Below are 15,457 nucleotides of genomic sequence, written 5' to 3'. Positions count from 1 at the left end.
ATTAGCCTTCCCTCTCGATCGTATCTAAACAATCACGCAGGTATGTACCATAGTCATACTTGCCCGGACATACGAAGGTACACAATGCTAAATCTTCTTCGTCTAGTTCAAGTGCACCTAGCGCCGCAGCACCATCGTAATCACCTGAAACTAAGTCACGTAGTAGCATTGTTGGTAAAATGTCTAGCGGAACAACACGCTCATAATTACCAATTGGCACCATTGCACGGTCAGAACCACCAGTACTGGTCGTCATATTAAATAAACGTGAACGGTTTAAGTGGCCTAAGAATGCACGTGTAATAGAGAATTTGTCGCTACCAGGCATCGCCCAGCCAAACAATTCTTTTTCAGTGCCTTCAAGCAACAAACTGATTTGTTGATGATAACGACCAAGGTAAGCATGAGGACCTGCAGCTTGACGACCACTTAATACTGAACCAGAGATAACACGTACAGCATTACCTTCTACCTCATCAGCGGTAATTTCAGTTGTGCTTGCACCTAAGACCGTACGAATTAAACGTGGGTTCTTAGCTTGTGGGCCACCAATGGCAATAACACGTTGAGTGTTAAGTTCGCCTTGAGTAAATAGCTGACCGATTGCAATCACATCTTGATAGCCAACATGCCATACAGTGCGTGTTGCAGATGCAGGAAGTAAGTTATGAATATGAGTACCCACTAAGCCAGCAGGATGCTTTCCAGCAAACTCTTCAACTTGTGCATTCCCAAAAGGAATATCGGCACCAGGTGCTTTAGCCAGGAATACTTTGCCTTCAGTTAACTTAGCAAGTAGGGTCAAACCGTTTGCGAAGTCTTCTTTGTGCTCAGCAATCACAACGGCAGGATCTGCAGCTAGTGGTTGGGTATCTATTGCGGTGACGAAAATACCAGCAGCGACTGAGTCAACAGCAGGTACTTTACTGAAAGGGCGAGTACGCAAAGCTGTCCATAGACCTGATTCAATCAAGTTCTCTTTGACAACAGCTGCATCTAACGTGTTTAACGCATCAGCACTGTATTGAGTAAAGCTGACTTTTTCATCACCTTCAACTTCAATAACTACTGACTGAAGTACACGTTTCGCACCCCGGTTAATTTCTAATACAGTCCCACTAGCTAAAGCAGTATATTTAACGCCAAGGTTCTTTTTGTCTTCAAAAATTACCTGACCTTTTTTAACTTTATCGCCAACCTTGATTTTCATCGTTGGACGTAAGCCAATATACTCTTCACCCAAAGTGGCGACATTCTTAATGGCTGGGCCATTATGGATAACTTGCTCTGGGCCACCTGCTAGAGGTAGTTCCAATCCTTTCTTTATTGTAATCATATCCACAAGCACTACGTTTGAAGGAAAGACAATGCGCCGCGTTCCTACCCAAAAAAACAAAGTGTTAACAAACACTTCAGTGTTGAGCTAGCGCAGATTTATCACGGAAATGCGATCGCAATCACGCTGGTCGCGCGCATTTTACCCCAAAATGTGCGCTATCGCCACGAAAATAATAGGTGATTGAAATTTTTGATTGTTCATTTTTAAACAATTACACCTATTTAGGGTGTGGAATAGGCCGATAAATAGCGATCCGATGCAATATTTCAGTAACAAGGGCACTATAGCATTAATTTTAAAAGAATTAATATAAGAAGTGTTTTATCTATTTGTTAACAAATGTAGCGTTTAGCATAGGCTAAAATAGCCCATGCTAAAGCGCTTTTAAAACAGTAAGGTAGGAAGGCTGACACTCAAATTAATTAGAAACGCGCTTGGTAACCCACATAACTCAGCATTTCACCCTGCGAGGTAATACCTAAACTTGATTGCTGACTGACTAAATTTTCATCAAGTACATTTTCAACACGTAGATAAACTTCATGCACATTCGATAAATGATAATTTGCAGCAATATCAACTTTCCACTGGCCATCTATTTTTTCACCACCAGAAATTGCCGTAGCATAACCCAGCTCTGATTGATAAAGCGCCTGAGTCATAAAGCTAAAGTCCCCTACTACAACACCCGTGCTCAAGGCAATTTGTTGTTCAGGAACCCAAGGTAATTGCTCACCTTCAACGTAAAGGCCAATAAGCTCATTGACACCAGATTCACCAAACTCTGCTTGGCTATACTGATATTGAACCGATAACGGTATCGCAAACGAATCAAAACTAAATTGATAATCTGCAGATAGATCGACACCATTTGCTGTTACGTCTTCGATATTGACCTGTATATAACGTTGTGAGAAATCACACGCCATGCTCCACATACAAGTGACATGCTGATTATCAAAGTCTTGCATGTATAAGTTAACACCAAGATTCAATACTTGGGTTTGATAAGTAAAACCAAGTTGATAATGCATTGACTCTTGCGCTTTCATCTCAGCATTACCTGCAGATGCAGCAGTCCAAGACTGTTTGGCGGCAAAAGCGGCTTTCCAGTTACCTGTTGTATAAGCTATTTCAAGAGACGGGATCCAACCATCATCAGAAAAGTCAGCTTCTTCAACACCATAAGCTTCCACTCCAACTTCACGAGTTGTACTGACACTCTCGAAGGCCACACCAAGGTTAAATGACAACGCGCCGTAGTTTAGCTTTGCATCTGCAGTTGTCGTGAAAACATTCACATCATCTACATAAGCCATAAGCGCTTTATCTACCGATACGCTTGATAAACTTCTATCAATATTCCAGAGCCAATCTTGTTGGCCAAATTTCATTTCTGCTTTATCTGAATGATATAAAGCGCCGTAGGTGACTTGATGAGCACCGTATTGACTGACACCTTCGGTTTGTAAACCATAACCAGCATAATGATTATCTTCGAGCATTGAGGCTAAGTTTGCCGTTGCAGAAGGGTTGGCATCCATCGCAGCAATGGCTTGCAACTCTGCTACACCAATTGCAACGCCTTCTAAACGATTCAGTTGCGAGATTTTTTCATCGTAGGACTGATAATAAAAATCTGACACCATTTGAGTGCCACCAGTTAAATCAACCACATGGCTAACTTGATACTTATGCCGCTTACCTTCTTGCTGATCGTTTTGAGTTGCTGAGTAGCGGGTAGCGGGCTTACTGTTCCAGTCTTGTGCAATTAGGCCAACATTAGAATAACCACTTTCAGAGTCGGTATACTGATACATGAACTCGGTTTTTTGTGGGTTACGCGCACCAACTAAGCTATCAGCATTAATCTTGAACATGATATCGGTTTGCGTTTTTTCATTATCAAATTGACTGGCAAAACCTACTTCTTCAGCCGTATTTTGATAATCAACCCCAAGCAACATGCCATATTCTTTATTCAAGCCGCTGGCAATTGCGCCAACATGCCCATCGCCATTATCGTTAATTTCAATATTGGCTCGGCCCCCCATTTCATTAGGGCTAATTTGCGCTGTAGTGTAATTAACATGACCAAATGCGCCCATCCCACCCTTAGTCACATCTGTCAGACTTAAAGCAGCGATAGACTCTTGTAATACTAAGTTAGGTTGCAGTACTAAATGAGGCGCTGCATAAGGAGAAGGAGAAAAGCTGACTCTGTCTTGGGTCACCGCCACGCCATTAATTGCTCCGCGGTGGGTCACTGTTGTTGTTTGGTTTGTCGGCAATACAGTCATGCCTGATAATGCTAAAGGAATATCACTATCACGATAATGCAAAGACGCAGTCTGAGGTTGAGTGAGAATAACGCTATTATTTGATTCATCCATCGCAGCTGTAACTGAGGCGGCTGCATAAGTTGAACCTGAATGACAAACAAATAGCACAGCAGAAGCAATTACAGACAAGCTGAATTGACTTTTAGACATGGTTAACTCCCAAAATACATCATCGGCACCGTTGAGTTCGGTCCCTTATTGTTATGACAAAATCCTTCCATTGACTGATAACAATAACGTTTTCATACAAATAAAAACAGTATTTTAATAAAAAATTAACCACTAAAAAACAAAGCGGCCTAAGCCGCTTTTATCAAATACCTAATGGGATCATTAGCAACAATTATAAAGTCCCTAAAATATCATCACTCAATTTTAAGTCATCATTACGATTCACACTTACACCCGCAGCAATAATCGCACGTGCAATATCTTGTGCTTGCTCTAATGAATGCATTTCGAAGGTGCCACATTGATATTCGTTTAACTCGGGAATTTCAGTTTGTTCAACTACTTTTAGTACATCTTCCATCGCAGCCAACCATGCATCAGCAACGATACGCTCAGATGGCACACCAATAAGACTCATATAAAAGCCCGTTCTACATCCCATAGGGGAAATGTCGATAATCTCAACATTGTCTCCATTAAGATGGTCACGCATAAAGCCTGCAAATAAGTGCTCCAAAGTATGGATACCACGCTCACTTAGAATATCTTTGTTAGGGGTGCAAAAACGTAAATCAAATACTGTAATGGTGTCACCTTTTGGTGTGCTCATATGCTTCGCTACACGTACAGCTGGTGCTTCCATTCGAGTATGATCAACGGTGAAACTATCAAGTAAAGGCATTGCTTATTCCTTAAAGTGGGTGAAATCTTTTGGCATCATAGCATCAAAATTAACAGCAAGCAGCTAGGCCTATTTCAGGCCTACATTAATCTTTAACAATGATTGATGACACTGTTATGACAAACTATCAGTAATGGACAAACAAGCCCCAATAGCCAATAAATCCCACATCAAAGCTCAGAAAATACTCAATTAATCCATAATAATATGAAAATAACTCATGTAAAAAATAAGATAAAAGATTTGGTTTAGTAAATGTAAGGCAATAAAAAACCCCATACGAAAGATGAGGTTTAGGTCATGTGTTAATCGCTAATTGTTAAGCTGTATTAACCTTTGCAGTTTGGTGTTTTTGGCACACTGTCTAGCGCTTGCCACTCTTCTTGTGTATAAGCATTAATCGACAGCGCATGCACTCCATTAGCTAACTCTTCTGCTAACACAGCATTGACAGCACGGTGTCTAGCAATGAGACGCTGAGCATCAAACTTGTCGCTGACGACAACGACTTTAAAGTGGGTTTCAGAATTAGGCGGCACATGATGACGATTGCTTTCATTAAGCACGTCTAAATGGACAGGGCTAAAAGATTGGTTCAGTTTTTCGGTAATAACGTGTTCAACTGACATAACAAGCTCTTTTTATCTACATCGTAAAAAGTGAAGACTACTGATTAACGTTTCAAAAATCAAACTTGCAACAACCCAACAAGATCCAGTTGGCAAAACAAGTTTACGATTACGTCTTGTATACTTTATCTACTGCTCACTCTCTTACCCACCCTGATGAAATCCCACAATCATTTGCCTAAAGGTAAAATTAATTCTTGGCTCATTCACTTTTAGGCGTTTAGGTATGGCGTGTTGCCACTCATCTTGCATACCTGCATGCATGATCAGTAAGTCGCCACAGCTAAGTTCAATGGCGTGTTTATGCCGTGTTTGCATGTGTCTCATAACAAAAGTACGACTGGCTCCTAATGTTAACGATACAATATCTGAATTGGCAGCAATCTCAGGCTCGTTATCACTGTGCCATCCCATGCAATCTTGTCCATTTTCATAGCGATTAACCAACACGCCATTGGTCATGATATTAAATTGCGACTCAAGTATTTGTCTTACTTTCAGCAATACAGGTGGCCAAGGTTGTGGCTTTATCATGAGTGATGAATATTGATATTCGCAACCTGAATCACCAAACCAGATCTGGGAGCGTGGAATAGGATGTTGCTTGCCAAATATCGTTACGATCGGTTTTTCAAATTGATATGAGTTCGCTTCTTGAAGCAGTGAAGTTTGCAATGGTAAAGGTAAGAAGTTGGCTAAATATGTAATGGGCGCAACAGGTAAACTTGCCTCAGCAGTTTGATTTTCACCGATATCATCAGCCCCCTGAGTAGTACAACTCACTGGTTGAGAGTTAACAAGTTCAAATCCTAATTGTTTCATGCTAAATAACCTGCCTTTGTATCACTTTATGATGATGCACAGCATCTAACCTGACCGTTGTGACTAATCCTTTAGTATATAAACAAAATTGATACGCATTTATGATATTAAGCTTAGTTATATTATGAGAGTCTAAATTGAGCTAGGCTTGTATATTATACTTATTTAGCTAAAACGTTCACTCAGAGCGATATGGATTTATACCCTGTCGCCATAAAGTTGGATTACTTTTTTGTAAAAAAGTAATGAATGGATTTCTCGATGACATCATAACAATGGCATGTGACCGCATTTATGAAATGGATATTGACGCTGATTATTTGTTTATTTATCTGCATGAACCCTAACGCTGTTCACGCCAAAGAGCTGTATTTATCTGATAAACACAACAAGCCTATCGGTTTATCACTAAAGCAATATATTGAAGATGAGCGACTCAATGCCTCACAAGCATATTCGTTATTACAGCAAGGCCAGTTTAGTCCTGTCAGTCAACATATCAGTAATTATGGTATCAATGCCAAACCAGTTTGGTTAAGTCTCACACTCATTAATAACAGCCAAACAGAACAAGAAAAAACCATTCATATCGATAACTATTGGCTAGATGAAGTCAGTAGTTTTTGGTTTGCGGATGATCACATCATCCATTTTGAGCACCAAGGTGACTTATCATTGTTTTACCAACAAGAGTCACAGCAGCCTAGTTTTAATTTTAACTACCGCTATCCACCAGGTAAAACCACGGTGTTAATTCGGGTGCAAACCCCTGATGCTATGGTTATCCCTGTGTATTTATTCGACCAGCAGGAAATGGCTAAGAAAAATGCCTTCAATGCTTATAGCTATGGTTTTTTGTATGGCTCAATCACTGCGTTATTAATTTATAACTTTATTTTATATGTTGGTCTTCGTCTAAAAAGCTACTTATTTTACAGTTTATATTTATTGAATTTTTTGCTGCTTAATTTTGCCTATAGCGGCCATGGTTCATTATGGTTATGGCCAGATTCACCGATATGGCAACAATGGTCTATCCCGATACTGATGGTCAGCTTTTGCACCAGTGGGATAATGTTTGCTTGCCACTTTTTACGACTTAAATTCCAACTCCCCACTTTAAACAAAATTCTCAAGAGCCTCTGTATTATCTTTCCGGCACTAATGCTGCTTGCTGCAGTGCTTCAAGACCGAGTTTTAGGGCTCATTTTTGCGTTTGATTTAATGCTGCTGTTTAGCGGCTTGATGATAGTGCTGGGAATACTGTCACTGAACTTTGGTAACATCTCAGCAAGATTTTTCTTAATCGCCTCAATTTCGTCAATGATCGGGATTGCCATTACCTGTCTTGCCGTTTGGGCTTATATCCCATTCAATCAATTTACTTATAGGGCTGCTGAGCTCGGGGTGTTTATTGATGTATTACTGCTCGCACTGGCATTAACAGAACGCTTTAGACGGGTAGAAAACGAAAAAACAATTGCCGAGAAAATGGCTAACATGGACCCGTTAACAAGGTTGAATAATCGCCGAGCTTTTTACCAATTAGTTGAGCCTCAATTTACAGAAAGGCAAGTCAAAAAAGCAGCGTCTATCTTGATGGTAGATATCGATCGTTTTAAAAGCATTAATGATACCTATGGGCATAATTTTGGCGATGAAGTGCTGGTCAAAGTCGCCGCGTTAATCAGAGATACATTACGAAAAAACGATATTTTAGCGCGCTGGGGCGGCGAGGAATTTATTATCTTTTTACCTTACACCCAAGAGCAAGAAGCCAGTACCCTAGCAACAAGGCTGTGTGAAAACATTGCTAAACTCTCCTTTACTCAAAGTCAGCAAAAGGTCAACGTCACAGCCAGTATTGGCATTGTCACCAGTTGCAGTGCCATCAACCAATTACCTATGCTTATTGAGATCGCCGATAAACACCTATACCAAGCTAAGCGAGCTGGCAGGAACCAGATTTCAGCGGGCACATCCCCCAGCAAGGAAAGAATAGATAAATTAGCGACCTAGATAAAAGAGGGAATCCCCTACTACCATTAAGGTATCGTCGTCTCTAATTGTGTTGTCATACACACATAATTTTGCTCTAACCATTGCGGGTTAATGGGGCCCCAATCATCAATTTTATAATAACCAGCATTATGACGTTCACCCTCTTGAATAAACTGAACCGTCACACCAATATCAGACATTGATGCCAATGTATCTTGAATGGTTCTGCGGGGCATTTGGGTCATTTTATGCAAAGATAATAAATTATGTTTATCTTGGCTAATCAAATAGCAAAGATAGAGTTTTCGCAAAAATGCTTTATGTGCTTTAGAAACAGTTTGAGTCAATTTCGCCTCTTTTTTGATGAAAATAATAGTTAAATACCAACAAAGGAGCCTTTGTCTTATACTTTCAAAGTAAAAGATTATTGCATGAATATAAAGCTATTTTAGTCACTTAAACTTACATGAGTGCCCAAAGACCTTTTCGACTTACTGCACAAGGCTGCTATGTCTGATTAGCATTACCCTTTACATTGCAGCCTAACATTGAACCCTGACATTGCAGCCAATGAGCATATAGATGACAAAAATTGACGATAAAAGCCAGCTTGAGCCAACACAATGGCAACCATACAACGCGTTAACGTTAACTCCCGTTGATAAGCGCTACCCCATACAAGCCGCGCTTCAAATCAGTATTATTGTGCTAATCATTCTAACCGCCATCATGGTGCTGATGAATATTCAGCACACCCAACCACTCGCAGATATCCTGATTGCTATTACTGCCATAACGTCTATTGGCACTCTTTGGATCTCACTGAAGTATCTAGCTGCAAAAAAGGTCTATTACGGCGTACTCAAGCATGAACTTGTCATGAGAAAAGGCTTGTGGTGGGTAAAAACCACCACCCTACCTTTTAGCCGACTGCAGCATGTCAGCTTGTCGCAAAACCCGATTCAGCGACAGTTTAACTTAGCGACGTTAAAATGCTTCAGTGCAGGAAGTGGCGCTGCAGAAATTAACTTACCCGGCTTGAAGTTTGAAACAGCAGAACACCTAAGACAACACTTACTGCATAGAGCGACTTCGCACCAACAAGAAAAATCAATACCTGAACAAGTCAAAACAGAGCTTCAATCAGACAGCACAATGATTAAGCCAGACAAAACGGAGCATCAATCAGACAGCATAGAGATTGAGCCTGACAAAACGGAACTTCAAACAGACAACACAGAGATTGAGCCTGACAAAACGGAACTTCAAACAAACAACACAGAGATTGAGCCTGACAAAACGGAACTTCAAACAGACAACACAGAGATTGAGCCAGACAACACAGAGCATATGCAGGTCGAACAACAGTTTATCCCCTCTGCCCAACAAACATCAGTCCAACAAACATCAGCAGAGCAGCCTGTTATCTCACATCAAACGACTCAATCAGCAACCGCTGAAAATAAGCTAAAGTCGGAAAAACAAGATGACTGAACCTTCCCAACAAAGCACCAATCAGCAATCCATGGGCAAATTTAGTCAGTGGCAAGCTTTATCACCTTGGGCCATGCTCAGTTTTAGTTTCGGGACTGCAAAAGCCATTTTATCGAATGGTTATGCCATGATCCCAATTGTCTTCGCAGGTTGGAAAAACGGCTTTGATTTATCCTTTGCAATGATTGCTGCACTATTTCTGATTATCTCGTTAACTGTGTTTTCATTTATACAGTGGAAAAAATACCGTTTTAAGCTTATTGATAATCAATTGAATATTAAGCGAGGGCTACTGTTTACTCGCAAAGACGAGATCCCATTTAATAAAATCCAAAATATTCGCTACGAGCAACCTCTGTATTTTAAGCCCTTAAAGCTAGGAACGTTAATCATTGAAACGGCAGGCTCAAAAAATGATGAAGCACATCTTGCAGCAGTGGACTCAAATACCGCCTATAAAATTAAGCAGCAACTGTTACAGATAACAGCAAATAGTCTTGAGGAAAACGGCAATAGTGAATCTTTATTGGTTCATGATGATGCCAGCTGCGAAAATGATGTAACCAACTTAGCGACACGAACTCATGCATTCGATAATACAGAACCAGCAAATAATTCTAGCCAGTCACTGCCGAACATTATTATTAAGCGCAATTTATTACAGCTAATCAAATTTGGATTTTATCAGAATAACCTTATCTGGCTCGCCGTTATCGCAGGCCCAATCCTTGGACAAATACAATGGGAAACACTCGCCGAAATCCCGTTTTTTCAACAACTTTGGCATAGTATTATCACGTTAAGCGGTGACAATATTATTCTAAAAGTGAGCATCATTTTACTATTAATAGCCTTGGTATATTGCCTGTTCGCTTTGATTTCTATTTTTTCTGCCGTACTAAAATATTTTCCCTTCACCCTAGAGAAGCGACAACAAACTCTGCAAAGAAGTGGTGGAGTCATTTCACATCAGCAAGATGCATTAGCGATTAGACGGATTCAACTTGTACAAATCAGCCAACCTGTATTAGCAAGGTTATTTAATGTTTGGACTGTGTATTTAAAACAAGTAAAGGGACAAGAAGTTGAGCAAAAAACTGAACAGCACATGCTCATTCCTTCAGTCAAAACCACAGAGCTACAATCCACCCTTGGCAAAATAACCGGACTTGCAGGCGGCTCGTGCAATGTTCCGCGTCAGTATCAGTCAATCGCTTTTGCTTGGTTTTTACGGCGAGGGTATTTGCCGTTCATTCCCGCTGCGATTTTGTCACTGTTTTTGGGCGCCAACTTAGCAAGTCTACTAATTTGTGTATCCGCAGTTGTTGTCAGTGGGCTTATCTACTTGCGCTACCGACAATGGGGATATGTTATTGATGAGGAAGCGGTATGGCAACATAGTGGATTGTTCAGTCGAGAATGGAAGCGCATTCCTTTTACTAAAGTTCAGCATGTCACTCTCACGCAAACTCAAGGACAAAAACAAAAAGGTTATGCGTACCTGACATTAGGATTAGCCAGTGGCGAAATGACTTTGCCTTATATTAGTCAAAGCGATGCGCAATATATATCGGAAAAAGCCATGATGGCGACAAAGTATGACACCACTAATTGGATTTAAGCCTAGCTACCAATAACATTATAAAGACGTTTTTATCCGCTAAAGTCACGATTAAATAAGCTTAATCGTGACTTCTCGCTTTACAAAACAACTCACATATCAAGCGCAGTGCACGCTAACTATTTCACAACCAGTACTGGACAAAGCGCTTGATTGGCTACTTCCTCCGCGACATTGTCATGGAGAAAATGTGCTAACCCTGTTCGGCCATGACTAGCGATCACTACCATACCAATATCACCGCTATTGGCTTCTGCAACGATTTCTTCAATTGCATCGCCTCGACGAATTAGGGTTTCGACGGGTAAGTCAGTTTTAAGCTCAGCTAATAAACCGCGCATTTTATCTGCAGCGGCCTGCTCCATACTTTTTGCTAACTCTTCTGGTGTGATGGCGAGAATCATATAATTCTCATCACCTAGAGGCTGATCAACCACATGAAGAATACGAATACCAACTTGATATAAGTTTGCCATTTCGATGGCATATCGCAAAGCATGAGAAGCCGTCTCAGAAAAATCAGTCGGCCATAATATATTACGTGAACGCATAGTGACGCCCTCTTGTAGATTGAAAAAAATTAAATTTTTCAGCTAACTAGGTGTTACTGATATCGCCTAAACAAGACTTAATGTGACAATATCCATAGGCAGAATATCAACACATTTTTAATTAATACTTAAATCTCGTGTGGCTTACGTTAATTACTATCTCCTAATAAAAGTGTAGTGTAAAACACTAATTTGCTCCTTGAGCTGTATCAACTTCTGTGACTCAAATTATCTAAAACTTGCCTTTTGATGATTTATAGCCCATATTAAACCGACTAATCAGTCGGTTTAATTTTAAACGATAACTAGGCTGCAGAAAAACACTAGGAGAAGCAGATGAATATGGCGCTCAATGAAACACACCAAACCTCATTGAAACAACACCTCGACCTACAGCGACAGGCTTACAACTCAATGCCAGCACCTAGTTATCAGTCAAGAGTCAGCAAACTTGAACAGCTCAAAGCTGGATTATTGGAGCAAAGTGAGCAATTTGTTACTGCTCTCGCTGCCGATTATGGTCATCGCTCAAGTAACGACACCATGATTTCTGACATCATGCCATGTGTAAATAACATCAATTACACGCTGAAAAACCTTAAAAAATGGATGAAACCAAATCGTCGTCATGCGGGCTTACTTCTCGCGCCTTCATCTGTAACGGTTCACTATCAGCCATTGGGAGTTGTCGGCATTATCGTCCCATGGAATTTCCCTGTGATGTTAGCCATTGGTCCATTAATAACCGCCATTGCTGCTGGTAACAGAGCCATGTTGAAAATGTCTGAATTTACCCCAGCGACCAACCAAGTGATTAAAGCAATGTTGGCAAAAATCTTTAATGAAGATGAAGTTGCAGTCATTGAGGGTGAAGCTGATGTAGCAGCGGCATTCTCTGCCCTGCCTTTTGATCATATGCTTTTCACCGGTTCTACCACAGTAGGTCGTCACGTTATGCGTGCTGCGGCCGATAACCTCACGCCTGTCACACTTGAACTCGGCGGGAAATCTCCTGTTGTTATTGCACCTGATATTGATATTGCCACAGCAGTCGAGCGACTCATTTACGGTAAATGTTTAAATGCTGGCCAAATCTGTGTCGCACCTGATTACATTTTATGCCCAGAAGATAAGGTTGATGAACTCATCAGTGAATATCAAAAGCGCTTCAATAAGATGTACCCTGACTTTGACTCTAACCCTGATTACGGCAATGTCATTAATGAACGTCAATATTCGCGTTTATTAACTGCATTGGAAGACGCTAAACAAAAAGGTGCGGTGATCCACTCTGCAACCAAATACAACATTGATACTAATGTTCGAAAATTACCGACTCAATTAATCACTGCTACCAGCGATGATATGACCGTGATGCAAGAAGAGATTTTTGGCCCCTTGCTTCCTATTGTGAGCTATAAAAATATTGATAATGCGATCGGATATATTAATCAACGAGAACGTCCATTAGCCTTATATATCATGAGTTTTGATAGCTCAACCCAGCAACACATCGTTCAGCACACCCATTCGGGTGGCGTTTGTATAAACGATACTGTGTTTCATGTTGCTGCAGATGATGCACCTTTTGGCGGTATTGGCCCATCAGGCATGGGACATTATCATGGTAAAGAAGGTTTTTTGACGTTTAGCCATGCCAAAACAGTCCTTAAAAGTGGCAAGTTTAATTCTGGTTTATTTGTTCATCCTCCTTATGGTACAAAAATCCAAGCGCTATTGATGAAGATGTTTTTACGTTAGTTCAAAGTGGGTGCAATATATCCTCACCCACTTTATTCTAAGCCTAAGTAAAACAAAGAATATAAATCAACATAGGAAATCAAACGCGTATGTCAGCCACCGTAAAACCTGCTGCAACAGATAAAAAACAAGCTATTTTAGATGGCGCGCTACAACTGTTTGTCGACCAAGGCTTTCATGGCACTTCCACGGCTTCAATAGCAAAAACAGCAGGGGTGGCAACAGGCACCTTATTTCATCACTTTCCTTCTAAAGAAGCCCTATTGAATCATCTCTTTGTTGTGGTAAAGCAAGAGTTTGCTGATTCGCTTACCCATTCGATGACGCAATCCTTATCGCCAATCAATGATAAAGAGGCTTCTTTAGAGCAATTGATTACTGATATAGATTTTCATACCAGTAACTCTATTTCAGCCGATGTAAATAACGCAGCGACATTAAAAAGCAGCGCCAATAAACTGTGGCAACATGCGATTGATTGGGCACTGTTAAATCCAACCAAACAAAAATTTTTCCTGCAGTTTTCTTTATCATCTGATATTGATCCCGAAATCCGCTCTCAAGCGATGAACAGTATTTTACATTTCATTATTGAGCTTATCGCTAAAGGTCAGCAACTGAATATCATTGCCGATTTTCCAATCACATTAATGCTTGAGAATTGCCATGGTCAATATTTAGCTGCGATTCGCTACTTCACCGATAACCCTCAGTGGGGCCATGATAAAGTCCATCGTGAAGCAAGTTTTGAACTGTTTTGGCGCTCAATGAAGTTGTAGCGCTGAAATTACAGTATTTACTTTTGCATAATTAACAAAAGTTATTTGTATCATTTGCTGTTTTTGCAATGAGTTCTTGCCGTTATGATTTCCTTCATTAGCCCAATGTCGAGGAAAAATCATGACAGCAGCACTATTTAACCCTATCAAATTAGGCCAACTTACGTTGGCAAATCGCATTGTCATGCCCCCCATGACCCGCTCAAGAGCGAGTTTGCCTGATAACAGCGCAAATGAAATGATGGCAGCCTATTACGCTCAGCGAAGTTCAGCAGGACTTATCATTGGTGAAGGCACACAAATATCCCCTTTAGCACAAGGCTATGCTTGGACCCCAGGAATATATTCATCAGCCCAATTAGATGGATGGCAAAAAGTTACCAAAGCTGTACACGCCAACAATGGGATCATGTTTGCTCAATTGTGGCATGTTGGTCGTGTTACTCACCCGCAAAATATTGGTGGTTTGCAACCTATTTCATCCTCTGCAATTAAAGCGAATAACGTCAAGGTTTTCATCGACGATGGTACTCATGCTCCCGGTTTTGTTGATGTGGTAACCCCACGCGAAATGACACAAGCAGATATTGATACAGTGATCGCCGAGTTTACACAAGCGGCTAGCAATGCAATTAATGCAGGTTTTGATGGTATTGAACTTCATGCCGCTAATGGCTATTTGATTAACCAGTTTATTGATTCTGAATCTAATCACCGTACTGATAAATATGGTGGTAACTTAACGAATAGACTGCGATTTCTTGATGAGGTGATTAGCGCAATGGCTGCAGCTATTGGTGCCGACAAAATTGGTGTCAGGTTAGCACCACTCACGACACTTAATGGCACTGTCGATGCTAATCCAGAACAAACCTATGTTGCTGCAGCTGCGCTGTTAAATAAGCATAATATTGCGTATTTACATATTGCAGAGGCCGACTGGGATGATGCCCCCGTTATGAGTAATAGCTTTAAAAATGCCATACGCAATGCCTTTGCCGGAGTGTTGATTTATGCGGGTAAATACACCGTTGAACGAGCAATCTCAGCTATCGAATCAGGTGTGGCTGACATGATTGCTTTTGGTAGACCATTTGTCGCGAACCCAGACCTGCCATCACGGATAAAACACGGTCAACCTTGGGCAAATCATGATCCACAAACCTTGTTTGGCAGTAATGAAAAAGGCTTAACTGATTATCCCACGTTTTCAGAATCAGAAAGCGCCTAATCACCTTAGGTGTTTCATTTTAATTTGCATTTTT

13 protein-coding genes are annotated in these 15,457 nt (G+C 40.7%); 6 read left to right on the top strand and 7 right to left on the bottom strand.

The window, feature by feature from the left end; all coding sequences use genetic code 11:
* Position 1: 1 nt before the first annotated feature.
* The 5 genes from AN944_RS05910 to AN944_RS05890 form a co-directional block, all read right to left on the bottom strand.
* Entirely contained in the window at positions 2 to 1,336 is a 1,335-nt protein-coding gene (locus AN944_RS05910) for a Na(+)-translocating NADH-quinone reductase subunit A (protein WP_055023786.1), read from the bottom strand.
* Between the two features lie 425 nt (positions 1,337 to 1,761).
* Positions 1,762 to 3,831 (bottom strand): TonB-dependent receptor, encoded by a 2,070-nt coding sequence (locus AN944_RS05905; protein ID WP_055023679.1) that lies wholly within the window; start codon positions 3,829 to 3,831, stop codon positions 1,762 to 1,764.
* Positions 3,832 to 4,024: 193 nt separating this feature from the next.
* On the bottom strand, positions 4,025 to 4,534 hold the full coding sequence (gene luxS / locus AN944_RS05900) for an S-ribosylhomocysteine lyase (RefSeq protein WP_055023678.1): 510 nt from the start codon (positions 4,532 to 4,534) through the stop codon (positions 4,025 to 4,027).
* Positions 4,535 to 4,863: 329 nt separating this feature from the next.
* A complete protein-coding gene (locus AN944_RS05895; protein ID WP_055023677.1) occupies positions 4,864 to 5,163 on the bottom strand; it encodes a BolA family transcriptional regulator in 300 nt (99 codons plus the stop codon).
* 144 nt (positions 5,164 to 5,307) lie between these two features.
* On the bottom strand, positions 5,308 to 5,985 hold the full coding sequence (locus AN944_RS05890; RefSeq protein WP_055023676.1) for an alpha-ketoglutarate-dependent dioxygenase AlkB: 678 nt from the start codon (positions 5,983 to 5,985) through the stop codon (positions 5,308 to 5,310).
* A gap of 294 nt (positions 5,986 to 6,279) precedes the next feature.
* Between AN944_RS05890 and AN944_RS05885 the strand changes: the two genes are divergently transcribed.
* The gene (locus tag AN944_RS05885; protein ID WP_082419927.1) at positions 6,280 to 8,004 is read left to right on the top strand and encodes a diguanylate cyclase; all 1,725 of its coding nucleotides are present in this window, start codon (positions 6,280 to 6,282) and stop codon (positions 8,002 to 8,004) included.
* A gap of 26 nt (positions 8,005 to 8,030) precedes the next feature.
* Here the strand turns inward: AN944_RS05885 and AN944_RS05880 are convergent, their stop codons facing one another.
* Positions 8,031 to 8,333: a winged helix-turn-helix domain-containing protein gene (locus AN944_RS05880; protein WP_225442090.1), complete on the bottom strand. Its 303-nt coding sequence runs from the start codon at positions 8,331 to 8,333 to the stop codon at positions 8,031 to 8,033.
* A gap of 235 nt (positions 8,334 to 8,568) precedes the next feature.
* Here AN944_RS05880 and AN944_RS05875 point away from each other — a divergent pair, with 235 nt between their 5' ends.
* Positions 8,569 to 9,480: a PH domain-containing protein gene (locus AN944_RS05875; RefSeq protein ID WP_055023673.1), complete on the top strand. Its 912-nt coding sequence runs from the start codon at positions 8,569 to 8,571 to the stop codon at positions 9,478 to 9,480.
* Complete coding sequence (locus tag AN944_RS05870; RefSeq protein ID WP_055023672.1) at positions 9,473 to 11,101, top strand: PH domain-containing protein; 1,629 nt, start codon at positions 9,473 to 9,475, stop codon at positions 11,099 to 11,101. The genes AN944_RS05875 and AN944_RS05870 overlap by 8 nt, the downstream gene beginning before the upstream one ends.
* Positions 11,102 to 11,220: 119 nt before the next feature.
* Here AN944_RS05870 and AN944_RS05865 read toward each other — a convergent pair whose 3' ends face one another.
* Positions 11,221 to 11,652: a universal stress protein gene (locus tag AN944_RS05865; RefSeq protein WP_055023671.1), complete on the bottom strand. Its 432-nt coding sequence runs from the start codon at positions 11,650 to 11,652 to the stop codon at positions 11,221 to 11,223.
* A 336-nt stretch (positions 11,653 to 11,988) separates the two neighbouring features.
* Between AN944_RS05865 and AN944_RS05860 the strand changes: the two genes are divergently transcribed.
* The 3 genes from AN944_RS05860 (at position 11,989) to AN944_RS05850 (ending at position 15,423) form a co-directional block, all read left to right on the top strand.
* Positions 11,989 to 13,413 carry a coniferyl aldehyde dehydrogenase gene (locus tag AN944_RS05860; protein WP_055023670.1) on the top strand — a complete coding sequence of 475 codons (1,425 nt, stop codon included), beginning with the start codon at positions 11,989 to 11,991 and terminating at the stop codon, positions 13,411 to 13,413.
* An 89-nt stretch (positions 13,414 to 13,502) separates the two neighbouring features.
* On the top strand, positions 13,503 to 14,192 hold the full coding sequence (locus AN944_RS05855) for a TetR/AcrR family transcriptional regulator (RefSeq protein WP_055023669.1): 690 nt from the start codon (positions 13,503 to 13,505) through the stop codon (positions 14,190 to 14,192).
* 121 nt (positions 14,193 to 14,313) lie between these two features.
* The gene (locus AN944_RS05850; protein WP_055023668.1) at positions 14,314 to 15,423 is read left to right on the top strand and encodes an alkene reductase; all 1,110 of its coding nucleotides are present in this window, start codon (positions 14,314 to 14,316) and stop codon (positions 15,421 to 15,423) included.
* The last annotated feature ends 34 nt before the right edge of the window (positions 15,424 to 15,457 follow it).

It is taken from the genome of Shewanella sp. P1-14-1 (genome assembly GCF_001401775.1).
In the GTDB taxonomy this organism is placed as follows: domain Bacteria; phylum Pseudomonadota; class Gammaproteobacteria; order Enterobacterales; family Shewanellaceae; genus Shewanella; species Shewanella japonica.
The sequence above is the reverse complement of the archived record's forward strand: the minus strand, read 5'-3'. Positions and strand labels throughout refer to the sequence as shown.